Raw genomic sequence first — 22,143 nt, forward strand, 5'->3', positions numbered from 1 at the left:
GCAACTGTGTCTATAAATTTAATTTAGATTATTTTATCCATTCTGACTTCTGTTTGATCGCTTCTGATGTGATTTCGTAAGTCAAAATAAAAGCCCCTTGCCTGAGCAGGAGCTTTTGAGGCGATGATCCGTATCCTCTACTTGCTGAATTAAGCGCAGCTAAATAGGCTGACGCAGATCGTTTTCGAGCAATATTTGCCGCCTGCGACGCCTTCTAGCTCATCATCGGAAAGCACTTCAAATCCAGAAACTTTTTTGAGTTCCTCAGCGGAAAACATAAAACCTGCTTCTTTTGCAATGCTAATAACGATCTCGGCTGAAGTTGCTGTCTTAAGTTTCTCCTGAAGATCGCTGTTGCCTTTGACTGTGTCCAGGAATGCTTTGAGTTGCTGTTCTGACATGTGCAATAAGGTCTGGATGATTCTATTGTCGCTTCAGCAAGCAGAGTTGTCAGGCTTAGGTTAAGAAATATTCGCTCCAGTGATGCCCAAGGCCTTCTCCCTTCTGCGCTGCAGAGCTCCTACCCCCAGAATCGTTGAGTCTGTTTGTATTTGGGTCTTTGTAGCAAAATCTGGCTTGGTCTTGTCTATGAGGTTCATGCATATGATGTCACCAGCATGCAGATGCATTTTAAGTATTTCGCCGGTCAGTTGAGAATGCAAAGCTCTGTAGGTTGGAGTCTTGAGTGTATTGTATTAATGCCTTTGCTTGTTATGGGGAAACGTCAAAGTATCTACTAGCAATTAAAGCTTAACCGGGTGTTTGCTGCGCATCCAGTTAACTGAACGCAAGTTCCTCCAGACAGGCTTTCCAGGTCTTCTTCTGATAGGTCGGATTGAGCCTTGGCAATGTCATTGGTAGAGATATTAAATCCCGCTTCTTTTGCAATAGAAATAACAGCATTGGCATCACTTGCTGCTTTGAGCTTCTCCTGGAGACTGCTGTCTACTTTGACTTCTTCCAGGAAGGCTTTGAGTTGCTCTTCTGACATCAGCAAAAGGGTTTTTATTCTTCAATTGTCCCTCCTGCAAGAACTATTGTCCGGCTTGAGTGGAGAAGGTTAACAATCCAGCCACTGCCATGGGCGCTGATCGCATTGCCAAAGGTTTCTCGGCTCTCTGTAAGACCTTTCCTGCCGACATGTAGAGGTGGTGGGGCCTGTCTTAGAGGTCTGTAGGTTGGTGAAATGGCTGGCGGAAGGACCTCTGATGCGCCTTATGGTTTGTTGTGGATGAGCTTGTGTGACTGGATGACTTTCAAATGGGTTCAACGATTTGCTCGATTAATCTCCTGACTGGCGATTGGAATACGTGGGTGAGTGAGTACTCGGTGTTGTTCCCTTCAGTATTCATAAGATCACGGTTGTTTCTGTGGACAATGCTGTCCCCGTCTGGGTTACTGTTGAAGCGGTTGTGAAAGGATACTGCTCGTTTCCAGAATGAGAAAGATGAGTTACCCTAAAAGAGAAATGCTGGCAGGTGTTGGAAGCTAATGTGTGGGTTTATGGGCTTGGCTAAAGAAGTGAAAAACTATAATTGCAGGGCGGGCGTGACTCCATCAATATTTATCCATCATTTTGACTCATGCAAACTCGCATGATGCGTCTGCAGTGTCTCGAGTTCTGCATGTGTTGCCAGTCTGATCGCATCCCTTGCTTCCGGTGATGACCTCCAGTTCTGCTTCTGAAAGCTCTGTGATGATCGGGTGATTCAGGTCATCGGAAGAGATTCTGAATCCTGCTTCTTTCGCAACGATCGCAACAGTCTCGCTATTAGTAGCAGCTTTGAGCTTCTCCTGGAGACTGCTGTCTCCTTTGACTTTTTTCAGGAAGGCTTTGAGTTGTTCTTCTGACATCAGGCTTTAGGTGGATTGCTTTAGTGTTAACAGAGGAATCTAATTCATACCTTAGTGATAGTTAGTGGTTGATGTTGCCAGGTATTGAAATCAGATTGCTGGGCTTGTGGACGTGATTGTAGCAATGAAAATTCTCTGAGATTGCAAGAGATTTGAGAAAATAGGATTCACAAGTCTAACCGCAAAAGGGGCTTGACATGTAACGATTCGAAGCACATCCTGCCATATTTCTGGACGGCAAACCACCAGCCACTTCTCAAGCCAATCTTCTCATCTCTCGACCTTCTCACCCCCTCTCCACCCCACTCCCGCACTTGGCGCGCTGCCGTTCCAGCTTGCGGCGCATTCGAGCGGTGATCCCCAGCTCCGCACCACGCCACATTCGGTTCATCTCGCGCGTGAAGTGCGCGGCGAGCTTTGGTGATTCAATCACCAGCAGGGTTTCATCGTTGGTGTGAGCGGCGGAGGGGCTCCAGTTGAAGGATCCTGTGATCACGGTTTTGTTGTCGATTACGGCAAACTTGTGATGAAGCTTGTCACCGCGTGCCAAGCGTGGGGTGCCGACAGTCTGGAGGGGATCTTGAAAAGGGTTGTTGCCGGCTTCCAGTTTGCAGAAGCGATCCGGCATGGCCATACCGAGTAGATCCAGCACTTCCGAAAAGGGCCGGCTGGCGAAGCCGGGATCAGCCAACAGGCGTACCTTCACGCCTTCATTCACGCGCTGTCGTAAGGCGTCGGTCAGATCCTGGGCTGAAAACACGAAGACTGCCATATCGATGCTTCGTTGGGCTTTGTTCAGTTCCTGGCCAATCAGTGCAAGGCCGTGCTCGCTGTTTCGTTTGGCATGGGGAGCGAAGAGCACCTTGATCCTGGCCTCGCCAACATCGACCTGCTCGATCGAGGGAGCGTCTTTGGCGCGCCCAAAGCGGCTGTTCTGTTGTCCTCCGGGGCCATCCCCCCACATGCGCTCGAACTCCTGGCTGAATAGGGAGGCGAGTTCAGGGCTCTTCACCGTGATCAGATGGTTCACATTGCCTCTGGTGCGGGGGGCATCGGCGTCTCCATGCAGACCGGAGCTTGTGAAATTGGCGCTGCCGGTGACGACCTGGTTGCGATCGATCACCACGAATTTGTGGTGCATCAGGCCGCTGCCCTTGCTGCCGTCTTCTGTGTCGTCAATTCGAGGCACAGCTCCTCGCGCAAGAATGGCGATCGCATCCCCCTGTAGGCGCTCCTCCGCGCTGAGCACGCCATCACCATTGCGATCGGCCAGTCGCTTGAGGCGTTGAAGCCGCTTGCGCTCATGTGGCGTCAGGCCCGCCTCGTGCTGCTGGCTCCAGGCCTTGCTGTAGTTGTTCTCCAGCACCACTTGGACGCGCACACCACGTTGATGGGCCCTGACGAGGGCATTGGCGATCGCCGGTAGGGATAGCTCTTGAATGGCGACCAGGCACTCCACTTGGGCTTGATCGATGGCCTCGATCAGTTGCTGCTCGAGGTTGTCACCGTTGCGCCAACGGCCGTTAAGCGGGCTGCGGTAGCGGGCGTCGTCGCGATGGTTGAAGGAGACCTGAATGTGCTGGAGTTGAGCTAACCCCTTTGTCGGTTCCCCCAGCAGCTCCCCGGCCTGGCTGCAGGATCCACAAAGCATTGGCAGCAGCACCAGCAAGATGCGGAGTCCAGGCGGCTGACGTCTGATCACCGATCCTCGCGAGAGCTTGCTCCAGCATTCCCCCGTTTTGTTCTGACTGCTGTCAGCACTGACATCCCATCTGGTTTGAGCTCAGTTCCGGTTCAGTGGGGCATCTCCGCAGTGCGCAGCATGGCCAAAAACCAAAGCGTGCTCAGAACGAGAGCCACGCCCACGCCTGCTCCAATACCCACTCGGGCAATGGTGAGTGGCACAACAATTGGAAACGCCATCGCCCCGGCAAGGGGGGTGATGGCGACAAACCAACGCAAGCCTGAACGCTCGTTGGTCATTGGTTCAGAACCATTCAACCTGCGCTTCGCTGGCTGGATTGGTGTTGTCTTCCGGAGTGACTCTCTCAAAGTTGAGGGTGATGTTGCGCTTCTGGGCTCCGTCAGCTGCGGTGGCTTCGATGGGGTAGAGCTGCTTGCCATCCCGGAACGGCACCTGGATGCGGAAGGTGCCATCGCTTGAGAGGGGCACATCTTCTCCTCCAATGGTGAGACGAGCGGAGGGATCGGTGGCGCCGTAGACGATCAGTTCGGCATCGGCGATGAGCCAGAAGGAGCGCTGGCGGGGAGCGACTCCACCCAGGCCGGACTCATTGCGACCACTCGCCCAAAGGCCTGCTCCCGAGTCGCTCAAGCCGCGCTGATCGGAGCTCAGGCCCTGCTGCTCATGGAGCACCTCAGAGCCGACGCGACGGCTGCGGAAATGCGTGGTCGCAGTTTGGTACAGGCGCTCGTGCAGACCACTGTCTGTGCTCTCGGGAGCGCTAACTGGAGCGGCGGCTGGAATGGTTGCTGGGGTTGCATCCAGGCTGAAGGGAACGAACTGATCCATGATCTGATCGCTCGGGTGCAGAGCTGGAACGCGCGCCACAGAGGAGAGGGCCAGAGAGATCCAGGTCGAGCCGGCGCGATAGCCCAGCTCAACGCGGTAATCGCGGTCGCAGAGAGGAACAGGCAAATACCACTCGGTGCTGTGGCTGTCGACAGGAACTTCCTGGAGGGTATGGGGATGGGAGCTGCCATCCTGGATGCCGGTCACGTCGGCTAGGCGCAGGCTGAGGTGAGCAGCGCCTTCGTTTTGTGCCGCTTTACGGTCGCTGTCTGAGATCTCCCAGAACACATAGGCCCATTGGGGATCACGTGGGAGGAACACAACCCGTGTCGTCGTGTCGGAGCGCGTTGCTGCTGTGACGCCTGATTCGATCGACTTTGGCTCACCGCTCTTGCGGTCTTGGCGTTTGGCAATGGCCGTGACGAGGTCCTGCTTGCTCTTCCTGCTGTAGAGAGTCACGCCCAGATCACTGGCCATCTGGCGCAGTTGACGCAGCGTGAGGCGGGCCAGAGAGGACAGTGCTTGCGTCACGGACGGATTCACCCAGGTTTCTTTGGGATCAGTCTGCGTGAAAGAGCTGCATTTCGATCACTAGGGGGTGCTGACGTCAGCATCTTCTGACTGCTCTGACCTTCCCGTGGCCATGAAAAAAGGGGGCTTGATGCCCCCTTTTTCGCTGTGGTGGTAAGGATTCTGTCGACTAGCGGCCGACGCTGCGATAGGGGACTTTGGACATGTAGTCCATGTCGGCATTCCCAATTGATGGGGCTGTCCTGATGGCAATCCCCGGCACCCATGCCATGTAATCGGCGGGAGAGCCTCCGCGCGTGATCTTGGCCCGAGCCGGAATGCTTTTGGATGTGCCTGTGAAGACGATCTGAGGGAAGCCCAGAATGCCGCGGTAGTACTCGTCGTAACGAGGGGTGCTGACGTTGAACGGGGTATCACCAAGGTCGCGTCCAGGCAGGATGCGATTGCGTTGGTAGGGAACGGTGTCGTATCCGAAAGCATCCAGGTATTCCTGGCTGTCCAAGAGCTCGTCCACCATGCCGACGATGCCTTTGGTGGCGATCACGATGGACCAAGCCAACTCTTCGCCCTTGCCGTTGGTCTTGCGGCCCAAGACACGCTCAACCAGATGACGAACAACTTTGTAGTTGCTGTTCAGGTTGTAGAAGCTGCGCTGGAAGGTTTCGGACAGCAGCAGGCCACGGATGAAGTCCCTGACGGTGATCTGACCGTCACGCAGCTGGGACTCAAGATTGACGTCGCGATCGCTCTTGAACGCATGAAAGAAAATCTGGCGGTAACCGCTTTCGATCACCGTGGTCAGATTGTCTGCATCCATGGCGATGTCCATGGAGTAGGCCCTTGATTCCTCTTCGGACCCGACGCGAATGTTCGGAACACCGGCCCTCAGAGAATTCTGAGTGATTGGTGCGTACTTAAGAAGAGGGATGGCCACGCGAGCATCAGCGTCCACTGATGGGGATCGTAATTGCAGGTATCAGGAACGAATCCCTTCAATCTGAGAACGGATTACAGACCGTAATACTCGCTACAAGCTTGCTACCAGCCAAAGGCTGACAGGGCCTGGGATGCGGAGGCTTGGGCCCTTGGGGCTGATGCGGTTTCGCCCAGGTCTTGCTCTCGGGTCTCGACACAGAACGAGGCGTTGTTCGACAGCCCTTCGACTGTGCTGCTGCGAACGCGCACATCCGGGCCGATGAAGCTAAACCGTTCCCACACACGCATGGTTTCGTAGCTCGTTTCGAGGATCAGACCATCCTCGGAATCCATCGCGAACAGAGATGACGCCGGCGCTTTTTCTGCGTAGCCCATCGTTCTCAGCATCAGTCCGCTGCGACCGTCGTCGCTGGTGGGGATGAGCCCAAACACTGTTTCGCCGTCGTGGCCCTCCTCGCTTCTGTCCCAAGCCATCGACGCGCTCCAGCGCACATAGCTTCCGCCGATGACCTGACTGGCTTCCTTCCCATGCGCGACCGCTAATTCGCCCAGGCGGCTATCGCTTGGATCGAGGTCCTCGACAACAATTAGCGATCCACCCGCCTCAGCCCGGCGATGCAGTAGATGGTGAACGCTGCGTTGCGAGCGCCAGCGACCACAGCTGAGCTGAAAAAAACTGAGGGCATCGGGGATGACAAGGCTCATGCTCAGCTCCGAAGGGGACCCAGGGGGTCTTTGGATGTTCGCAGGCGACCAGGCCTACGTGATCTGTTGCCTTGCATTGAAGGCCACAACGGCTTGATCGATCAGTGCGCCCAGGGTCAGTTCCAGCGGAGTGATCCCCAGGGCATCCGCAATCGACTCAAGCCGATCAGCCGCTGTCGAGAACTGACGCAGGAGTAGATCGCAAAACTCGGGATCGTTCTTCAGCAGAGGTTGATCCCTGCACCAACGTTGTTGCTGTGCCAAGGCGGGGATTGGGCCTTTGCATTCAGGCGACGCCATCTGTTGAAAGCTGGCCAGGCAGTGGGCAAGCAGTCGTAGGTGATGCCGCTCAAGACTCGGCAGCATGGACGCATCGATCTGTTCCACCATTTCCCTTGTGAGAGGGCTTTCTGCGGAGGTGGACGATGGGTCAGTCATCGCCTGGGGTGATCCGAAAACCACAGGAATGCTCTCCTTTCAGTCGCCAGTGCACTCGTTCCACTTGGCAGTCGGGAAAGGTCTGGCGAATTAGCTCAAGCTCCTGATCACAAACCACCGGGTATTCCTCGGCGATGCGTTGCACGGAGCAATGGAACTCACTCAGGCACCAGCCCTGGCCATCAGGTGCATCTTGCAGTTCGGTGACATAACCCTCCTGGCGGCGCAGTTCGGCTAGGAGGGCCACGCGTTCCTCTAACGGTGCTGAGCCCAGCTGTTGTCGGTAATGGCCTGCTTTGTCGATGGCTTGTTGGGTGAGCAGGGAGACCATCGTCTCGGGCGGCAGCGTTGCGGCCATGGAGTGGAGCAGGCCAAGAGCGAAGTGTTCGCTGCCATCGGGAAAATGTTGGTGGCCGCGGTCTGTAAGCCGCCAGCTGTTCGAGGGGCGGCCGGGTCCCGCTGGCATCGGCGTTGATTCGACTAAGCCGTCATCTTCAAGACTGCGCAGGTGTCGCCGCATGGCCTGCACTGAAATCCCAAGTTGGTTGGCCAAATGCGCAGCACTGGTCTCACCCTGCCTCAGCAGCAGGGTGAGAGTGGTCTCACGGGTGGGTGCCTGCGCGTGTGCGCCCATGGGTCGGTGGTGATTCCATCACGATGCCACGCAAATTGGGTGACTGACGGATTCTCGCCAGAGTGCCCCCGGCATGAAGGTCGTCATCGTGACCGGCTTGGACGAGGGTGACGTCCTGATCAAGCGGTTTTTCCCAGGCCTTGCGCCCCAGATCGCCAGCTTCCACCGGCGCGTTGATAGGCCTTGTCGGTGCGATTGGCGCTAACAGGAACGTTGCGCAGCTTCGTCCATGGCCCCTCATCCGGGGCGTTGCGGGGGCACAATGAGCCTTGACCGGCAGCTGTCGTGACTGTGCCCTAGGCTCCAAATACGAAACCGAATGGTTTCGTATCTCCTGAAGCCTGCGTGCCCACGGCCTGTTTCCGTTGACTGCTCAACTCATCGCTGTCCATGACTGACGCACCTGCTGGCACCGCTGAACCAACCCCGGAAAGCCTTGAGGTGATCCGTAAGTTCGCTGAGACCTACGCCCAGCGCACCGGAACGTATTTCTGCAGTGATCCGGGTGTGACTGCTGTTGTGCTCAAGGGTCTGGCTCGTCACAAGGACGAGCTCGGCGGCGCACTCTGCCCGTGCCGCCATTACGAAGACAAGGGTGCTGAAGTTTCCCAGGCGTTCTGGAACTGCCCCTGTGTGCCGATGCGTGAGCGCAAAGAATGCCACTGCATGTTGTTTCTCACTGAGGACAATGCTTTCCGTGGTGATGCGCAGACGATCAGCACCGAGGAGATCCACGCCTCCGCAGGTTGACTCCTATGACCAGTGTCTCCACTCGTGATCTTGTCAGTCAGCCGTATAAATATGGCTTTGTTACTGATATCGAGACTGAGAAGATTGCCAAAGGCCTTAGTGAAGATGTTGTTCGCCTGATTTCCTCCAAGAAAGAGGAGCCTCAATTTCTGCTTGATTTCAGGCTGCGTGCCTACAAGCATTGGCTCACTCTGGAAGAGCCTGATTGGGCTGCTTTGGGATACAGCGCGATCGACTATCAAGATATCATTTATTACGCTGCTCCTCGCCAGCAAGAGAAGAAGGCAAGTCTCGATGAGGTTGACCCAAAACTTCTGGAGACATTTGACAAGCTGGGGATACCTCTGAGTGAGCAGAAACGTTTAAGTAACGTCGCGGTCGATGCCGTTTTTGACAGCGTTTCCATCGCTACGACCTATCGCGAGAAGCTCGCTGAGCATGGAGTGATTTTCTGTTCGATCAGCGAAGCGGTGAAGGAATATCCTGAGCTTGTTGAGCGTTATATCGGCACAGTTGTTCCCAGTAATGACAACTATTTTGCCGCGCTGAATTCAGCAGTTTTCAGTGATGGATCGTTTGTGTTTATTCCGAAGGGCGTGGAGTGCCCGATGGAGCTTTCGACTTACTTCCGGATTAATTCAGGTGATACAGGTCAATTCGAGCGCACGTTGATCGTTGCCGAGGAAGGCGCATCCGTTAGTTACCTTGAGGGTTGCACCGCGCCAATGTTTGATACCAATCAGCTTCACGCCGCCGTGGTGGAGCTTGTTGCTTTGGACGATGCTTCGATTAAGTACTCCACTGTTCAGAATTGGTATGCCGGTGACGAGAACGGAGTCGGCGGCATTTACAACTTTGTGACCAAGCGCGGACAGTGTCGCGGTGCACGAAGTCGCATCAGTTGGACCCAGGTGGAAACGGGTTCAGCGATTACCTGGAAGTATCCGAGCTGTGTCTTGCAGGGTGCCGACTCTGTCGGCGAGTTCTATTCCGTTGCTCTCACGAACAACTGCCAACAGGCCGATACAGGCACCAAGATGATTCACCTCGGTGCCCGTACCCGCTCCACGATCGTGAGCAAGGGCATTAGTGCTGGGCGCTCCAGTAACAGTTATCGAGGCCTTGTGCAGATTGCTCCTGGTGCCAAGGGTGCCCGCAATTACAGCCAGTGCGATTCGATGTTGATTGGCGATGAGGCGGCGGCCAACACCTATCCCTATATCCGTTCCCAACAGCCTCAGGCAGCAATCGAGCATGAGGCCAGCACCTGTCGTATCTCCGAAGATCAGCTTTTCTACCTCCAGAGTCGGGGCATTGGTTTCGAAGAGGCTGTGTCAATGATGGTGAGCGGTTTCTGCCGAGATGTTTTCAATCAGCTGCCCATGGAGTTTGCGGCGGAAGCCGACAAGCTTCTGGCTCTCAAGCTTGAGGGATCTGTCGGATAGACCGTTGATCCCGTTAGTGGTCCCCCCTGCCACTTATCGCTGTTGTCCACACCTTCTTTCTTACTCACTCGCTTTCACCCGTGATCCGTCCTGACGCCGAGCTGTTGCTCGATATCAACGATCTGCATGCTTCCGTTGAGGCTCAGCCCATCCTCAACGGTGTGAATCTGCAGGTTCGTGCTGGCGAGATCCATGCGGTGATGGGTCGTAACGGCAGCGGCAAAAGCACCTTGTCGAAGGTGTTGGCTGGTCACCCTGCCTATCGCGTCACCGGTGGGAGCGTCCGTTACCGAGGTTCTGATCTGCTCGAGCTGGAGCCGGAAGAACGCTCCAGGCTTGGTGTCTTCCTTGGCTTTCAATACCCTGTGGAGATCCCAGGTGTCAGCAATCTCGAGTTCCTGCGGGTCTCCAGCAATGCGCGCCGGCAACAGCAGGGCCTTGAGGAGCTCGACACTTTCGATTTTGACGATCACGTGCGCGAACGCCTCAGCGTTGTGCAGATGGATCCTGCCTTTCTGGAACGCAGCGTGAACGAGGGCTTCTCCGGAGGGGAGAAGAAGCGCAATGAGATTCTGCAGATGGCGCTTCTGAATCCGGTGGTGTCCATCCTTGATGAAACGGATTCCGGCCTTGATATCGATGCCCTCAGAATCGTTGCAGGCGGAGTCAACCAGCTGGCCACGCCTGAGAACGCCACGCTGTTGATCACCCATTACCAGCGTTTGCTGGATGAGATCACCCCTGACTATGTCCATGTGATGGCGGCTGGCCGAATCCTCCGAACCGGGGGGCGTGAGTTGGCACTTGAGCTGGAAAAAACCGGTTACGACTGGGTGGATGAGGAGGTGGCGTCCACCGGACAGGGGGTGGCCTAACCATGGTGTCGACTGCGACCGACTGGTTGACGCGTCTGCCTGCTCCAGCAGGAGCCCTCGAGCCTATTCAGCGCCGCGGGCGAGAGGCCCTGGCCCAACTTGGATTGCCCACCCGCCGCCAGGAAGACTGGCGTCTCACCGATCTGACCCGCCTACAGGGTTTATTGACGCTGCCCTTGGCCGCTTTGGATCATGCTTCGGCTGAAGCAGCGTCGGCTCAAAACGTGCCCGGGCGTCCTGAGAATGGCTGGCGTGTTGTGCTCGATGGCCACTCCGATCCCCTCGCAGGGGTTACCCTCCCTGAGGGCGTGAGCGAGCTGAGCGGGAGTGAGTTGAAGCAGGCTCTGGGTCACACCCTCGCGCGCTGCGGCTCGGCCCATCACTGGCCCGTGGAGTTCAATCATTCACTGGCGTCGCAGGTTCTGGCCCTTCGCATCCGTGGTTCTGTGCCTCCTTTAGAGGTGCTGGTTGGCGCCGCTGAGGCATCCCTAAGCCCTACCAGGATCCTGTTGGTGGTTGAGGAGAAAGCAGAGCTGGAGATCCTTGAGGTGTTCCTGGCTGATTCGGGTGCGGCCCATAGCCATTTATTCGAGATGCATCTTGGCCAGGAGGCCAGGGTTCGACATGGCGTTGTGGCCCAGGGATCGGGGGATTCTGCGTTGATGGCCCACTTGGCGGTGGAGCAGGAGCCGCGCAGCAGCTATGAGCTCATCACGGTGTCGCGGGGATGGGCCTTGGGGCGCCTTGAACCTCAGGTTGTTCAAGTGGATGGCCAGGCCTCCACGGTGCTGAAGGGTCTCGTGCTGACGGCTGACGAGCAACAGTTCGCGACCCATACGACCATGCGCTTTGAGGGCGAGGAAGGAGAGCTTGATCAGCTGCAGAAGACGGTCGCCGCCGGTCGTTCCCACAGCATCTTCAATGGTGCAGTCAACGTTCCGAGGGCGGCGCAACGCACCAATGCCGCACAGCTCAGCCGCAATCTGCTGTTGTCAGATCGTGCCCGCATCGACACCAAGCCGGAACTGGAGATCGTCGCAGACGATGTGCGCTGTGCTCATGGGGCCACCGTGACCCAGTTGCAGGAGGAGGAGATGTTCTATCTGCGCAGTCGTGGAATCTCCAGTGCTCGTGCTGCCGCTTTGTTGCTGCGGGGTTATTGCCAGGAGGTGGTGGATGGCCTGCCGCCTCTGGCGCAGCGTTGGCCAGTGATCGATCACCTGCTTGAGGGCCTTGAGCGATGACCGCAGCACCTGAGTGCAATGCGTCTAGGTCGTTGGCAGAGCGGACCCGTTCCGATTTCCCGATCCTGGCGCAGCGCTCCAGTTCGGGACAGCCACTGATTTACCTCGATCATGCGGCGACCAGCCAGAAGCCCACAGCAGTGCTAGAGGCTCTGCAGCGCTACTACAGCAACGACAACGCCAATGTGCATCGCGGGGCCCATCAGCTCAGCGCCCGTGCCACAGAGGCGTTTGAAGGCGCACGATTGATCACGGCTCGTTTCATTGCAGCGGCCAGTCCCCGCGAGATCGTTTTCACCAGAAATGCCAGCGAGGCGATCAATCTTGTAGCCCGCACCTGGGGTGATTCCAATCTCCAGCCTGGAGACGAGGTGCTGCTCACCGTGATGGAGCATCACAGCAATCTGGTGCCCTGGCAGCTGCTGGCCCAGCGCACTGGATGTGTGCTCCGTCATGTCGGTGTGACCGAGCATGGAACCCTTGATCTAGAAGACCTGCGCCGTCAGTTCACGAGTCGAACCCGGCTGGTGGCCTTGGTGCATATCAGTAACACCCTGGGTTGCTGCAATCCTGTGGATGAGGTGGTCAGCCTGGCCTCTGAGCATGGAGCTCTGGTGTTGCTCGATGCCTGTCAGAGCCTGGCCCATAAACCCGTGGCTGTGCATCAGCTCGGGGTGGATTTTTTGGTCGGCTCCTCCCACAAGCTCTGCGGTCCCACCGGGATGGGTTTCCTCTGGGCGAAAGAGGCTCTACTGGAGGCGATGCCGCCCTTTCTGGGTGGTGGAGAAATGATCCAGGATGTGTTCCTCGATCACAGCACTTGGGCGGACTTGCCCCACAAATTTGAGGCGGGAACCCCCGCCATTGGTGAGGCGGTTGGAATGGGCGCCGCGATCAGCTACCTCGAGACCGTTGGCCTCGAGGCGATTCAGGCTTGGGAAGCTGAGCTCACCGCCCATCTGTTCTCCCGACTACAGGCCATCGACGGTGTTCGCATCCTTGGGCCCACCCCAGAGCAGCAGCCCGATCGAGGAGCCCTGGCCACCTTTCTCGTGGAGGGCGTTCATGCGAATGACATCGCGGCCATGCTTGATCTGGAAGGTGTCTGCATCCGCAGTGGTCACCATTGCTGCCAACCCCTGCATCGCCACTACGGCGTGACTGCTTCAGCGCGGGCCAGTCTCAGCTTCACGACCACTGTTGCTGAGATCGACCACTTTGCTGATGAGTTGACGTCCACGCTGGATTTTCTCCGCGCTCACAGTTGAGTGAGTGGACGCAAAGCGCGATTGCGCATCAAGGTGCCCCGATGCCCTTGTAGCTGCTCTGGCAAGGCATCCCAGTCCAGCGTCATGCCTGTGGCGGCGTCATAGCTGGTTTCCTCGAGGGTGTGCTCCTGCCAGTCGAGATCAAGGGTGGTGAAGCTTTGGGGTCTCGGACGGCGATCTCCAATCAAGAGGCGAGGCCCGCTTCCCATTGCCCCCAGCTGGATTAGATCGAGTCCGGCCTCGCTGGCGGGGTACCAGGCGTGTTGATGGCCACTGATGTACCCCTGGACTCCTGTCTCTTGCAGCAGTCTTTTGATCCTGTGGTGCTCCGTGAGCACTTCGCCGGGTCGGTCGCGTCCCTGACTGATCCCTGCCAATGGCAGGTGCCCCACCACCAGCCGAAGCCGTGCCTGACGGGCTTCAGCTCCCATCAGTTGCCGGCGGGCCCAGAGCAGTTGCGCCTCGGGAACACGGCTGGAGCTCGCATCCCACACCAGCCAGAACACGTCTTGATCCAGAACGCTGTAGTGAAATGGGAAATCGGCACTGTCGACCCATCGCAGCCCCAGGGCTTGACGACGATGCTTCCAAAAGCGGCGAACGGCCTGCCGGTCGGCGCTGAATCCGGGGGCTCCATCGTGATTCCCCACCGCTGGCAGAAAGGGAATGCCCTGTCGACGCACTGGCAGGAGGATCGTGCGGGCAAAGGCCTCCCACATTTGGTCCAGTCTGCGGGCGCTGAGGCCCTTTTTCTGGCCCGCCACCATGTCGCCGGCGCAGACCACTAGGGCTGGCTTCAGCGCTAACAGATGGGTGAGACCCTGCTGTACTTGGGGGATGTAGGAGGTGGAGCCGTAGCTGCTGTTGAGGTCGCTGATCAGGCCGATGCGGAGTGCATCAGCGGCTGCATTGGCCTGGAGCGCTCGTCCCGCCAGTGAATGACCCGCGGCCAGGCCAAGCGCCCCGGAGGCAAGCGTCAGCAGCTGGCGGCGATCACAGCGCATCAGGGAGGCCCCCATCGGAGGGCAGCATGGACCATTCCCTGCGCATCCGCAGCTGATGAATATTGATGGTCAGGCCTGGCGCACCATCTGGCTCGAGGCGGATGGTCGGTCGGTGGGGGTGATTGATCAGACCCTGCTCCCGCATTGCTTCACCACGCGCACTCTCACCACTTGTCACGCCGCTGCGGAGGCCATTCAAACGATGGTGGTTCGGGGCGCACCGTTGATCGGGGTCACCGGTGCTTACGGCCTGATGCTGGCCCTGCAGGTTGATGCCTCGGATGAGGCCCTGGCCACCGCTTTCGATCAGCTCAACGCCACAAGGCCCACAGCCGTGAATCTGCGCTGGGCTTTGGAACGGGTGCGTCAACGTGTGCTGCCCTTGCCCGCATCGGAGCGGGCCGCGGCGGCCAGGGAGGAAGCGGCTCTGATTGCGGAAGAAGATGTGGCCATGTGCGCTTCAATCGGCGACCACGGCCTGGGATTACTCCAGACGCTGGCCAGGGCACGTTCGCCGCAGCGACAGGAGCAACCGTTGCATGTCCTCACCCACTGCAATGCTGGCTGGCTGGCCACCGTTGACTGGGGAACGGCGTTGGCACCGATCTACAAGGCCCATCGTGCTGGCCTCAACATTCATGTTTGGGTGGATGAGACCCGTCCGCGCAACCAGGGGGCGTCCTTGACCGCTTATGAGCTGGGACGCGAAGGCGTTCCCCACACGGTGATCGTCGATAACGCCGGAGGCCACCTGATGCAGCATGGTCAGGTGGATGCGGTGATTGTCGGCACAGATCGCACAACGCGACGCGGCGATGTGTGCAACAAAATCGGCACCTATCTCAAGGCGCTCGCCGCCCACGACAACGATGTTCCGTTCTATGTGGCGCTTCCGGCCTCCACGATCGACTGGGCGATCGGTGACGGCGTGGCCGAGATCCCGATTGAGGCCAGAGCGGCAGCTGAAGTGACCCATATCCAGGGGCGTGATCCTGCCGGTGCCGTCAATTCCGTGCAGCTGACTCCGGATGGCAGCGACGGATTCAATCCTGCTTTTGATGTGACCCCGGCCAGACTCGTGACTGCTCTGATCACTGATCGAGGCGTGGCTCCGGCCAGTGAGCAGGCTCTCAAGGGGTTGTATGTCGATGCCTGATGTCACCTCTGGCGCTGATGGGCTCGCTGCCGATGACCTGGCCTTGCGGCAAGAGTTGGTGTCCGTGGCTCGGCGCCTCAATGCCAGTGGGCTCAACCAGGGAACGTCTGGCAACCTCTCCCAGCGAATCCCAGGAGGACTGCTGATTACTCCCAGCTCCCTGCCCTACGAGCAGATGGAGCCCACCGATCTGGTGGCGATCGATTGGAGCGGAATGCCGCTCAACGAGCCTTCTCGTAGGCCTTCATCGGAATGGCGCCTGCACGCTGATGTGCTTGCGGCTCGCCCCGATGTGCAGGCGGTGTTGCATTGCCACCCGATTCATGGAACTGCCCTCGCCTGTCATGACCGGGGCATCCCCCCCTTTCATTACATGACGGCTGTGGCGGGGGGAGATGACATCCGTTGTGCTCCTTACGCCACCTTTGGGACGGAGCAGTTGTCGCGGATGACGGTTCAGGCGCTGCATGGTCGTCAGGCCTGCCTGCTGGCCCGCCATGGTCTTGTCAGCCTTGGCGACAGCCTTGACCAAGCCCTGCGCATCGCCGTGGAGGTGGAGACACTGGCGCGCATGTATCTGCAGGCCTTGCAATTGGGAGAGCCACCTCTTCTCACTGCTGAACAGATGCAGGCTGTCCATGCCCAATTCCGAGGCCTCCACTACGGCCAGGCGGATCAAACTCCCAGGTGACGGCGGAAGAAGGCTTCGGTGGCCTCGAGCACAGCAACTTGCACAGCACTGTCTCGGAAGCCATGGCCCTCCTCGGGGAAGGTGATCACTTCCACGGGAATGCCGTTTGCTGTCAGGGCTGAGGCCATCCGCTCGGTCTGCTCCGGTGGAACGACCTTGTCTTTGAGACCTTGGAAGAAGATCACGGGACAGCGAATTTTGTCGGCATGGTGCAGGGGGGAACGGGCTTCATAGCGTTCCCGCTCTGCTGGCCAGTCACCGACCAGGCCATCGAGGTAGCGCGCCTCGAAGCGGTGTGTGTCAGTGGCCATTGCGGTGAGGTCGCTGACGGCATATCGGCAGGCCCCGGCCCGGAAGACATCCGTAAAGCAGAGGCAGGCCAGTGTGGTGAAGCCGCCGGCACTGCCTCCCTCCATGGCGATCTGATCGGGATGGGCTCGGCCGTTGGCAATCAGGGCTTGGGCGGCTGCGGCGCAGTCCTCAACATCCACCACGCCCCATCCCTGTTGCAGTCGATCGCGGTAAGCCCTGCCAAAACCTGTGGAGCCTCCGTAGTTCACATCCACCACGCCCCAGCCCCGTGAGGTCCAGAACTGGATCGCAAGGTTGAGGCCAGTTCTGGCCATAGCGGTGGGTCCGCTGTGACCCTTCACAAGCAGGGGAGATGGTCCGGGGTGCGCCCCGGTTGGGGGGTAGTACCAGGCATGGGTGCGCTCACCATTGGCGCCGTTAAACCAGATCGCTTCCGCACGACTGATCTGCTCGGGGGGCAGCACGGCCGGGCTGGCGGGTGTGTGGCGCCAGTCTCCGTTGGTGAGATCCAGCTCCAGCAGGCCCATGCCTGTGTTGCCATTGCTGGCGATGGCAACGGCTCGTCCGTTTGCTGCCCGCAGCCCTGCCAGGTCATCGAACGGTTGCTCAATGGCTTGGATCGTCCCGTCATTGGTTAAACAGTTCAGTTGCCAGCGCCCCTGATCGCAGATCGCCGCCACCACCTGCTCTCCATCCCAGGCGGTGGTGCTCATCCCATAGATCCACTGGGGCATGGCCGTTTCCGCCTGCATGGGCCATGGTCTTTGCCACTGCGGGGCTGATGACCAAGCCTCCGGACGGCAATGGATCAGATTCCACCAGCCGCTGCGGTCCTCCGCCACTAGCAGGCGTCCATCCTCCAGCCACTGGGGTTGGAAGACGGAGACCCGATCGCCGGACTCCGTGGTGCCGCCGGCTAGCTGGAAGGGCTGCTCGGGCATCCCCTCTCCATTGAGGCAGGCGCACCAAAGCGTGCTGCAATCCCATGGCATCGCCGGCTGCTGCCATTCCACCCAGGCAAGCCGAGCCCCATCGGCGCTCAGAGTTATGTACCCGGCAAAGTCCTGCGGTTGATGCAGCACGGCGGGCGTCTGATCGGCGCGCTCAAGATCCACGCTCACCAGCCAGTCACGACCCTCGGCTTCCATCACCCCCAGCCATCGCCGGCGATGGTGGTCGATGATCCCGTCGGCTAATGGGGATCCCGGTTGGGTGAGGCGTCGTGGTGGTGCGATTGGCTTCAGGCTGTTCAGCGGGTTCCTGTTTTGGCTCAGGCCCTGCCAGCTCTGGCTCCATAAACAGCCATCCGTGTCATCGACCCAAACCAAAAGCAACAGGTCACCGTCGGCATGGCTTGCAAGGGTGCCGCCGCCGTAGTCGTGGACGCGGCTTCGCAGGTTGCAAGGGCAAGGTGTCAGCTCCTGGGGCTGTTGATCTCCTGCCTGCCAGGGGCGGATGAGGGCCGTGGTGCGTCCCTTCTCCTGGGGGCGCTGCTCCAGCCAGAGCACCCAGTCCCCAACCAGCTGTGGATCGCGCAGCACCGGACTGCGGCCGAGCGCCACGTCGGCTGCGAGGGGGATGGCCTGCTTAGGACCAGAAGCGTTGGACACAGCGTTGGGGAGGGCAGAACGGTGAGGCTGGACGGTGAGGGTGGAGGCAGCCAGGGCTGGTATCGGCCAGCACTGCCTAAAGTGGCCGGACACTATCCAATCGCGAGAAGAGGATCTTGGCCCGCAGCTTCGCTCAATTGGCACGGTCAGCTGAACGGAGCAGCTCCTCCGTGGCCGTGGCCAAAGAAGCTCTTGAGGTCTCTCCGCTTGAGATCCACACGCTCGGGGATGAGGTCTTACGCAAGGATGCTCGTCGGATCAGCAAGGTTGACGAATCTGTGCGTGAGCTGGCGCGCGACATGCTTCGCAGCATGTACACCGCCAAGGGAATTGGTTTGGCCGCTCCGCAGGTGGGCGTGCACAAGCAGCTGCTTGTGATCGATCTTGATCTTGAGAATGCCACCTCGCCGCCGCTGGTGTTGATCAATCCTGAGATCACAGCCTCCAGTGCATCGGTCGATACCTACGAAGAAGGCTGCCTCAGTATTCCCGGTGTGTATCTCGACGTGGTGCGTCCGACGGCGATTCAGTTGAGTTTTCGCGATGAGATGGGTCGCCCGCGGAGCATGAAAGCGGATGGCCTGATGGCCCGTTGCATTCAGCATGAAATGGATCATCTCAAGGGTGTGTTGTTTGTTGACCGCGTCACCGATGCAGGCGGCCTGAACAAAGAACTTCAGGATCACGGCTTTGAAGCTGCTGATGTTCGTTCTCTTGTCTGACCAACTCTTGTTTCTCTACCCATGCCGATGAAACCTTTGGCCGGACTGTTCTTGGCCCTCGCCTGCGTGCTCGGCATCGCTGCCACAGGTTCTGTGTTTGAGCTGGCCTATGGAGATCCTGAGCTAGGGCTCACCCCCACTCGTTGGATCCTTGGCTTGACTGCGCCCGGCACCGTCGGGTCACTTCTTGTCGCGATTCGGCTCAACAAACCGGCCTGAGCCCCCCTGACTGGCAGCGCCGCGACTTATACGATCCGCCCAACCAACATCACTCCCGATGGTTCGCTCCTTCCCCGCAACCCTGGCCTTTGCTGTGGCTGGGGCCACGATGTTCACGGGGCTGGGGAGCCCAGCATCAGCGCAGGGTTCGCTGTTTTCAGCGACGCCAGTGGAGCAGGCGAATTTCATCCTTGTCGCGGCCCCAATCGGCAAGGGGGAATCTTCTCAGCTCAATATCTATGAGCAGCGCACCAATAAACGTCCTTGTTTTGCGGTGTCTGGCAGTGAGCCGGCAGTGGTGGATCCGCTGCTCGCCACCTTTGATTTCACAGGGGTCTGCAACCGCTATATCGACGGCAATGGCTATTCCTTGCGAATTGGTGGGGATGATTTCGGTACCCGTTATCGCCTCTCTGTGGTGAAGTCCAATCAGGACGTGGAGCTGCTGGCGGTGCCGACTCGCGATCCGTCGCAGCCCACGATGGTGGTGGCCAAGGCCGGTGGTGCCGGCGGCGGCTTTCTGCAGTTGCAGCTGGAGCCTGGCTGGCTGTTGATGCGCCGTCAATACGGCACCCGTTCCCTGGGTCACCTCTACGTCTTCCGAGAGGTCTGGCCTGGCAATGAGGCGGAACCCGTGCAGTCGGAGGGCAACCCAGTTGGCGAAGGCACGTTGCCGGCTGATGCTCCTGTTGCTCCGGAACTGACTCCGGCTGCTCCGGAATCCTGAGTGAGGTCAGGTTGCTACATTGACGGGCTGGAAAACACGCTTGTTGCATGACTCAGGTCACGGTCGGAGAAAACGAAGGCATCGAATCAGCGTTGCGTCGCTTCAAGCGCCAGGTCTCCAAGGCCGGAATCTTTGCCGACCTCAAGCGTCTGCGTCACCACGAGACTCCGATCGAGAAGTACAAGCGCAAAGCACAGCAGCGTCGTCGTCGTCGTTGAGTGCGGTTGTCCAGTCGGTTTTAAAAAACGGGTAGTTCCACCTGTTGGCTCCTGACGGTCCCGTTCCCAGACTGGGATGAGACGCCAGGAGCAGTCCATGGATCTGAAGCCCAGAAGCATTCGCCAGTGGTTCGGGGAAACCCTCTCCCATGCCATCGGCAATCCGCGTGAGGAGAAAATGCATCTGCCGCCCCCGATTGGTGAGCAGCCTTTCCGCGATTCCCCCGTGAAGTCCAAGTAGGGCGATTGGCTCAAGGCATCGCCGCTCAAGGGCAACTGATCGGTTCAGATCAGTTGCCTGTATCAAAGCTGCGAAAGCAGAGGGCCGCGGCGAGGTCGCGGCCGCTGATCTTGGCCTGATCGCGAAGATCTGCAAGGGTGCGCGCCACCCGAAGCACCCTCAATCCGCTGCGGGCGCTCAGTTTGCGTTGATGGACCGCTCGTTCCCATTGTTCGAGTACCCCGTCACAGAGTCCTCCGTGGTCACCGAGCTGTGGGCCGCTCAGTGCAGCATTGAGGCATCCATCCGGGTTGCGAGTCTTCATTCGTTGCCTTGCGCTGATGATTTGCTCCGGTGTGGGCGTTGAGACTGCCTTGGCTGCGGCGGTTGTTGGGGTCAGGCTGGCGCGAATTTCGCTGCTCGTGAGACGTTCCAGCCGCAGCTGCAGATCAAGACGATCGATGAGAGGACCTGAGAGTCGAGACCAGTAACGCTGCCGTTGCAATGGCGTGCAGCGGCAGGTGTGATCAGGATCGCCGTACCAGCCGCATGGACAGGGATTGGTTGCTGCAACCAGGGTGATTTGGCAAGGGAAGGCGCATTTGAGCCGCGCCCGGCTGAGCCACAGCACCCCTTCTTCCAGAGGTTGGCGCAGTTGATCGAGCACCCGTCGGGGAAACTCAGCGAGCTCATCGAGGAAGAGCACGCCGCCATGGGCCAGGCTGAGCTCACCGGGTCTGGGGATGGCGCCGCCACCGAGCAGCGCAGCACTCGAGCAATTGTGATGGGGTGCACGGAAGGGTCGCTGCTTTGCCAGGCCATCTCCTGAAACCAGCACACCGGCAATCGATTGCACGCGACTGATCTCCAGTGCTTCCTGCCGTGTCAGTGGTGGCAACAGTTGGGGCAGGAAACGGGCCAGGAGGGTTTTGCCGCAGCCTGGTGGTCCCACCATCAACAAATGGTGGCCTCCAGCGGCCGTCACTGCCAGGGCGGTTTGCGCTAGCGACTGACCGATGATGGCGGCTGGTGTCTCCGTTGCCTTGGCTAGAGGTTGCTGCTCCGTTTGGCTGTACACCCTGTAGGACCGCTGTTCTGGTTTCTGGCGCAGCAGCGTCACCACTTCCTGCAGCGAGCTTGCGGCGATCACCTTCAGTCCTGGAACGAGTAAGGCTTCGCTGGCATTGGCTTCTGGCACGATCAGGGCTGAGGCTTCGCTGCTTGCAGCAAGGCAGGCCACCGCCAGAATGCCGCGACAGGGGCGCAGGCTGCCGTCGAGTCCGAGTTCACCGGCACACCACAGGCCTTTGAGCAGTGGCGCATCCAGCTGACCACTGGCTGCCAACAGGGCGAGGGCAATCGGAAGGTCGAAGGCGGGACCTTCCTTGCGTAAATCGGCTGGTGCAAGATTGACGATCACCCTCACCAGAGGGCCACGAAAGCCGCTGTTGCGCAGAGCTGCTCGGACTCTCTCCCTCGATTCCTGGATGGCGGCATCAGGTAGGCCCACCAGTTGCAGGCCAGGAAGGCCTGGTGCCAGATCCACTTCAACCGTGACAGGGCAGGCCTCCAGTCCGAGCAGGGAGGCGCTTTGGCAGCGTGCCAGCATTGCATTTCAGATGGTGCATCGGATTGATGCCCTGCCTGTCTCAACCATTGTTTCGATCAGGCTTTCACCATGGCGGGTGACACGATCTTCGGCCGAATCCTGCGCGGAGAAATCCCCTGTGATGAGGTCTATAGCGACGACCGCTGCTTGGCGTTTCGTGATGTGGCGCCCCAGGCGCCTGTGCATGTTTTGGTGATTCCGCGCAAGCCGATCGAGAGCCTGAATCAGGCCGGTTCTGAGGATGAGGCTCTGCTGGGTCATCTCCTCTTGGTGGCGTCCAAGGTGGCGAAGCAGGAGGGGCTCGAGGCCTGGCGCACCGTGATCAACACTGGTGCCGAGGCTGGCCAGACGGTGTTTCACCTGCACGTGCATGTGATCGGGGGACGGGAATTGGGCTGGCCTCCCGGCTGATCAGCCACCTGTTGGGACCAGTCGCCACAAT

At 58.8% G+C, this 22,143-nt stretch carries 27 protein-coding genes; 13 read left to right on the forward strand and 14 right to left on the reverse strand.

Annotation, left to right across the window (positions count from 1 at the left end; translation table 11 throughout):
* Positions 1-149 precede the first annotated feature (149 nt).
* The 11 genes from DXY16_RS00210 to DXY16_RS00260 form a co-directional block, all read right to left on the reverse strand.
* On the reverse strand, positions 150-401 hold the full coding sequence (locus tag DXY16_RS00210; RefSeq protein ID WP_115118393.1) for a Nif11-like leader peptide family natural product precursor: 252 nt from the start codon (positions 399-401) through the stop codon (positions 150-152).
* A 335-nt stretch (positions 402-736) separates the two neighbouring features.
* On the reverse strand, positions 737-991 hold the full coding sequence (locus DXY16_RS00215) for a Nif11-like leader peptide family natural product precursor (protein WP_115118395.1): 255 nt from the start codon (positions 989-991) through the stop codon (positions 737-739).
* Between the two features lie 590 nt (positions 992-1,581).
* Complete coding sequence (locus DXY16_RS00220; RefSeq protein ID WP_115118397.1) at positions 1,582-1,854, reverse strand: Nif11-like leader peptide family natural product precursor; 273 nt, start codon at positions 1,852-1,854, stop codon at positions 1,582-1,584.
* A gap of 286 nt (positions 1,855-2,140) precedes the next feature.
* Positions 2,141-3,505: a phospholipase D-like domain-containing protein gene (locus DXY16_RS00225; protein WP_115118498.1), complete on the reverse strand. Its 1,365-nt coding sequence runs from the start codon at positions 3,503-3,505 to the stop codon at positions 2,141-2,143.
* Positions 3,506-3,648: 143 nt separating this feature from the next.
* The gene (locus DXY16_RS00230; RefSeq protein WP_115118399.1) at positions 3,649-3,837 is read right to left on the reverse strand and encodes a hypothetical protein; all 189 of its coding nucleotides are present in this window, start codon (positions 3,835-3,837) and stop codon (positions 3,649-3,651) included.
* Between the two features lie 4 nt (positions 3,838-3,841).
* On the reverse strand, positions 3,842-4,918 hold the full coding sequence (locus tag DXY16_RS00235) for a DUF4912 domain-containing protein (protein WP_115118401.1): 1,077 nt from the start codon (positions 4,916-4,918) through the stop codon (positions 3,842-3,844).
* A 169-nt stretch (positions 4,919-5,087) separates the two neighbouring features.
* Entirely contained in the window at positions 5,088-5,852 is a 765-nt protein-coding gene (locus DXY16_RS00240; protein WP_244281457.1) for a phycobilisome rod-core linker polypeptide, read from the reverse strand.
* A 104-nt stretch (positions 5,853-5,956) separates the two neighbouring features.
* A complete protein-coding gene (locus tag DXY16_RS00245; RefSeq protein ID WP_115118405.1) occupies positions 5,957-6,559 on the reverse strand; it encodes a phycobiliprotein lyase in 603 nt (200 codons plus the stop codon).
* Between the two features lie 54 nt (positions 6,560-6,613).
* Positions 6,614-6,997 (reverse strand): hypothetical protein, encoded by a 384-nt coding sequence (locus tag DXY16_RS00250; protein ID WP_115118407.1) that lies wholly within the window; start codon positions 6,995-6,997, stop codon positions 6,614-6,616.
* Positions 6,990-7,631 carry an iron-sulfur cluster biosynthesis transcriptional regulator SufR gene (sufR, locus tag DXY16_RS00255; RefSeq protein ID WP_115118409.1) on the reverse strand — a complete coding sequence of 214 codons (642 nt, stop codon included), beginning with the start codon at positions 7,629-7,631 and terminating at the stop codon, positions 6,990-6,992. Before sufR ends, DXY16_RS00250 begins: the two co-directional genes overlap by 8 nt.
* Complete coding sequence (locus DXY16_RS00260; protein WP_115118411.1) at positions 7,600-7,797, reverse strand: hypothetical protein; 198 nt, start codon at positions 7,795-7,797, stop codon at positions 7,600-7,602. The genes sufR and DXY16_RS00260 overlap by 32 nt, the downstream gene beginning before the upstream one ends.
* 224 nt (positions 7,798-8,021) lie before the next feature.
* On the opposite strand from DXY16_RS00260, the gene DXY16_RS00265 reads away from it, so the two are divergent.
* The 5 genes from DXY16_RS00265 to DXY16_RS00285 all read left to right on the forward strand — a co-directional run bounded on the left by DXY16_RS00265 (position 8,022) and on the right by DXY16_RS00285 (position 13,213).
* Positions 8,022-8,381 (forward strand): ferredoxin-thioredoxin reductase catalytic domain-containing protein, encoded by a 360-nt coding sequence (locus DXY16_RS00265; RefSeq protein WP_115017530.1) that lies wholly within the window; start codon positions 8,022-8,024, stop codon positions 8,379-8,381.
* Positions 8,382-8,386: 5 nt separating this feature from the next.
* Positions 8,387-9,826 (forward strand): Fe-S cluster assembly protein SufB, encoded by a 1,440-nt coding sequence (sufB, locus tag DXY16_RS00270; RefSeq protein WP_115118413.1) that lies wholly within the window; start codon positions 8,387-8,389, stop codon positions 9,824-9,826.
* An 80-nt stretch (positions 9,827-9,906) separates the two neighbouring features.
* Positions 9,907-10,701, forward strand: a complete 795-nt coding sequence (gene sufC / locus DXY16_RS00275; RefSeq protein WP_115017526.1) for a Fe-S cluster assembly ATPase SufC — start codon at positions 9,907-9,909, stop codon at positions 10,699-10,701.
* Positions 10,702-10,703: 2 nt separating this feature from the next.
* Positions 10,704-11,945: a Fe-S cluster assembly protein SufD gene (gene sufD, locus DXY16_RS00280; RefSeq protein WP_115118415.1), complete on the forward strand. Its 1,242-nt coding sequence runs from the start codon at positions 10,704-10,706 to the stop codon at positions 11,943-11,945.
* A complete protein-coding gene (locus DXY16_RS00285) occupies positions 11,942-13,213 on the forward strand; it encodes a SufS family cysteine desulfurase (RefSeq protein ID WP_115118417.1) in 1,272 nt (423 codons plus the stop codon). Before sufD ends, DXY16_RS00285 begins: the two co-directional genes overlap by 4 nt.
* Here DXY16_RS00285 and DXY16_RS00290 read toward each other — a convergent pair.
* Entirely contained in the window at positions 13,204-14,232 is a 1,029-nt protein-coding gene (locus tag DXY16_RS00290; protein ID WP_244281458.1) for a metallophosphoesterase, read from the reverse strand. The genes DXY16_RS00285 and DXY16_RS00290 overlap by 10 nt on opposite strands.
* A 40-nt stretch (positions 14,233-14,272) precedes the next feature.
* Here DXY16_RS00290 and mtnA point away from each other — a divergent pair, with 40 nt between their 5' ends.
* Both mtnA and DXY16_RS00300 read left to right on the forward strand, forming a co-directional pair.
* Positions 14,273-15,373, forward strand: a complete 1,101-nt coding sequence (gene mtnA / locus DXY16_RS00295) for an S-methyl-5-thioribose-1-phosphate isomerase (protein WP_115118419.1) — start codon at positions 14,273-14,275, stop codon at positions 15,371-15,373.
* Positions 15,366-16,064: a class II aldolase/adducin family protein gene (locus DXY16_RS00300; RefSeq protein WP_115118421.1), complete on the forward strand. Its 699-nt coding sequence runs from the start codon at positions 15,366-15,368 to the stop codon at positions 16,062-16,064. The genes mtnA and DXY16_RS00300 overlap by 8 nt, the downstream gene beginning before the upstream one ends.
* Here DXY16_RS00300 and DXY16_RS00305 read toward each other — a convergent pair.
* Positions 16,049-17,956: an alpha/beta hydrolase family protein gene (locus DXY16_RS00305; RefSeq protein ID WP_371410842.1), complete on the reverse strand. Its 1,908-nt coding sequence runs from the start codon at positions 17,954-17,956 to the stop codon at positions 16,049-16,051. The genes DXY16_RS00300 and DXY16_RS00305 overlap by 16 nt on opposite strands.
* Positions 17,957-18,102: 146 nt before the next feature.
* On the opposite strand from DXY16_RS00305, the gene def reads away from it, so the two are divergent.
* The 5 genes from def to DXY16_RS14480 all read left to right on the forward strand — a co-directional run bounded on the left by def (position 18,103) and on the right by DXY16_RS14480 (position 20,113).
* On the forward strand, positions 18,103-18,708 hold the full coding sequence (gene def, locus DXY16_RS00310; protein ID WP_115118423.1) for a peptide deformylase: 606 nt from the start codon (positions 18,103-18,105) through the stop codon (positions 18,706-18,708).
* A gap of 21 nt (positions 18,709-18,729) precedes the next feature.
* The gene (locus DXY16_RS00315) at positions 18,730-18,927 is read left to right on the forward strand and encodes a hypothetical protein (protein ID WP_115017510.1); all 198 of its coding nucleotides are present in this window, start codon (positions 18,730-18,732) and stop codon (positions 18,925-18,927) included.
* A gap of 58 nt (positions 18,928-18,985) precedes the next feature.
* Entirely contained in the window at positions 18,986-19,654 is a 669-nt protein-coding gene (locus DXY16_RS00320; protein WP_115118425.1) for a DUF3747 domain-containing protein, read from the forward strand.
* Positions 19,655-19,701: 47 nt separating this feature from the next.
* Positions 19,702-19,872: a 30S ribosomal protein S21 gene (rpsU, locus tag DXY16_RS00325; RefSeq protein WP_006043142.1), complete on the forward strand. Its 171-nt coding sequence runs from the start codon at positions 19,702-19,704 to the stop codon at positions 19,870-19,872.
* A gap of 97 nt (positions 19,873-19,969) precedes the next feature.
* Positions 19,970-20,113, forward strand: coding sequence for a hypothetical protein (locus DXY16_RS14480; RefSeq protein ID WP_170953760.1), 144 nt, complete (start codon positions 19,970-19,972; stop codon positions 20,111-20,113).
* Between the two features lie 49 nt (positions 20,114-20,162).
* Here DXY16_RS14480 and DXY16_RS00330 read toward each other — a convergent pair whose 3' ends face one another.
* Positions 20,163-21,701 (reverse strand): YifB family Mg chelatase-like AAA ATPase, encoded by a 1,539-nt coding sequence (locus DXY16_RS00330; protein WP_115118427.1) that lies wholly within the window; start codon positions 21,699-21,701, stop codon positions 20,163-20,165.
* A 69-nt stretch (positions 21,702-21,770) separates the two neighbouring features.
* Between DXY16_RS00330 and DXY16_RS00335 the strand changes: the two genes are divergently transcribed.
* Positions 21,771-22,112 (forward strand): histidine triad nucleotide-binding protein, encoded by a 342-nt coding sequence (locus DXY16_RS00335; protein WP_115118429.1) that lies wholly within the window; start codon positions 21,771-21,773, stop codon positions 22,110-22,112.
* Positions 22,113-22,143 lie beyond the last annotated feature (31 nt).

This window comes from Synechococcus sp. UW105 (assembly GCF_900473935.1).
Lineage (GTDB): Bacteria > Cyanobacteriota > Cyanobacteriia > PCC-6307 > Cyanobiaceae > Synechococcus_C.

Excerpts from the sequence above, each read along its gene's own strand:
- DXY16_RS00210 (WP_115118393.1), bottom strand. The coding sequence starts at position 401 with ATGTCAGAACAGCAACTCAAAGCATTCCTGGACACAGTCAAAGGCAAC.
- DXY16_RS00215 (WP_115118395.1), bottom strand. The coding sequence starts at position 991 with ATGTCAGAAGAGCAACTCAAAGCCTTCCTGGAAGAAGTCAAAGTAGAC.
- DXY16_RS00220 (WP_115118397.1), bottom strand. The coding sequence starts at position 1,854 with ATGTCAGAAGAACAACTCAAAGCCTTCCTGAAAAAAGTCAAAGGAGAC.
- DXY16_RS00225 (WP_115118498.1), bottom strand. The coding sequence starts at position 3,505 with ATGCTTTGTGGATCCTGCAGCCAGGCCGGGGAGCTGCTGGGGGAACCG.
- DXY16_RS00230 (WP_115118399.1), bottom strand. The coding sequence starts at position 3,837 with ATGACCAACGAGCGTTCAGGCTTGCGTTGGTTTGTCGCCATCACCCCC.
- DXY16_RS00245 (WP_115118405.1), bottom strand. The coding sequence starts at position 6,559 with ATGAGCCTTGTCATCCCCGATGCCCTCAGTTTTTTTCAGCTCAGCTGT.
- DXY16_RS00250 (WP_115118407.1), bottom strand. The coding sequence starts at position 6,997 with ATGACTGACCCATCGTCCACCTCCGCAGAAAGCCCTCTCACAAGGGAA.
- sufR (WP_115118409.1), bottom strand. The coding sequence starts at position 7,631 with ATGGGCGCACACGCGCAGGCACCCACCCGTGAGACCACTCTCACCCTG.
- DXY16_RS00265 (WP_115017530.1), top strand. The coding sequence starts at position 8,022 with ATGACTGACGCACCTGCTGGCACCGCTGAACCAACCCCGGAAAGCCTT.
- sufB (WP_115118413.1), top strand. The coding sequence starts at position 8,387 with ATGACCAGTGTCTCCACTCGTGATCTTGTCAGTCAGCCGTATAAATAT.
- sufD (WP_115118415.1), top strand. The coding sequence starts at position 10,704 with ATGGTGTCGACTGCGACCGACTGGTTGACGCGTCTGCCTGCTCCAGCA.
- DXY16_RS00285 (WP_115118417.1), top strand. The coding sequence starts at position 11,942 with ATGACCGCAGCACCTGAGTGCAATGCGTCTAGGTCGTTGGCAGAGCGG.
- DXY16_RS00290 (WP_244281458.1), bottom strand. The coding sequence starts at position 14,232 with ATGGGGGCCTCCCTGATGCGCTGTGATCGCCGCCAGCTGCTGACGCTT.
- mtnA (WP_115118419.1), top strand. The coding sequence starts at position 14,273 with ATGAATATTGATGGTCAGGCCTGGCGCACCATCTGGCTCGAGGCGGAT.
- DXY16_RS00300 (WP_115118421.1), top strand. The coding sequence starts at position 15,366 with ATGCCTGATGTCACCTCTGGCGCTGATGGGCTCGCTGCCGATGACCTG.
- DXY16_RS00315 (WP_115017510.1), top strand. The coding sequence starts at position 18,730 with ATGCCGATGAAACCTTTGGCCGGACTGTTCTTGGCCCTCGCCTGCGTG.
- DXY16_RS00320 (WP_115118425.1), top strand. The coding sequence starts at position 18,986 with ATGGTTCGCTCCTTCCCCGCAACCCTGGCCTTTGCTGTGGCTGGGGCC.
- rpsU (WP_006043142.1), top strand. The coding sequence starts at position 19,702 with ATGACTCAGGTCACGGTCGGAGAAAACGAAGGCATCGAATCAGCGTTG.
- DXY16_RS14480 (WP_170953760.1), top strand. The coding sequence starts at position 19,970 with ATGGATCTGAAGCCCAGAAGCATTCGCCAGTGGTTCGGGGAAACCCTC.
- DXY16_RS00330 (WP_115118427.1), bottom strand. The coding sequence starts at position 21,701 with ATGCTGGCACGCTGCCAAAGCGCCTCCCTGCTCGGACTGGAGGCCTGC.
- DXY16_RS00335 (WP_115118429.1), top strand. The coding sequence starts at position 21,771 with ATGGCGGGTGACACGATCTTCGGCCGAATCCTGCGCGGAGAAATCCCC.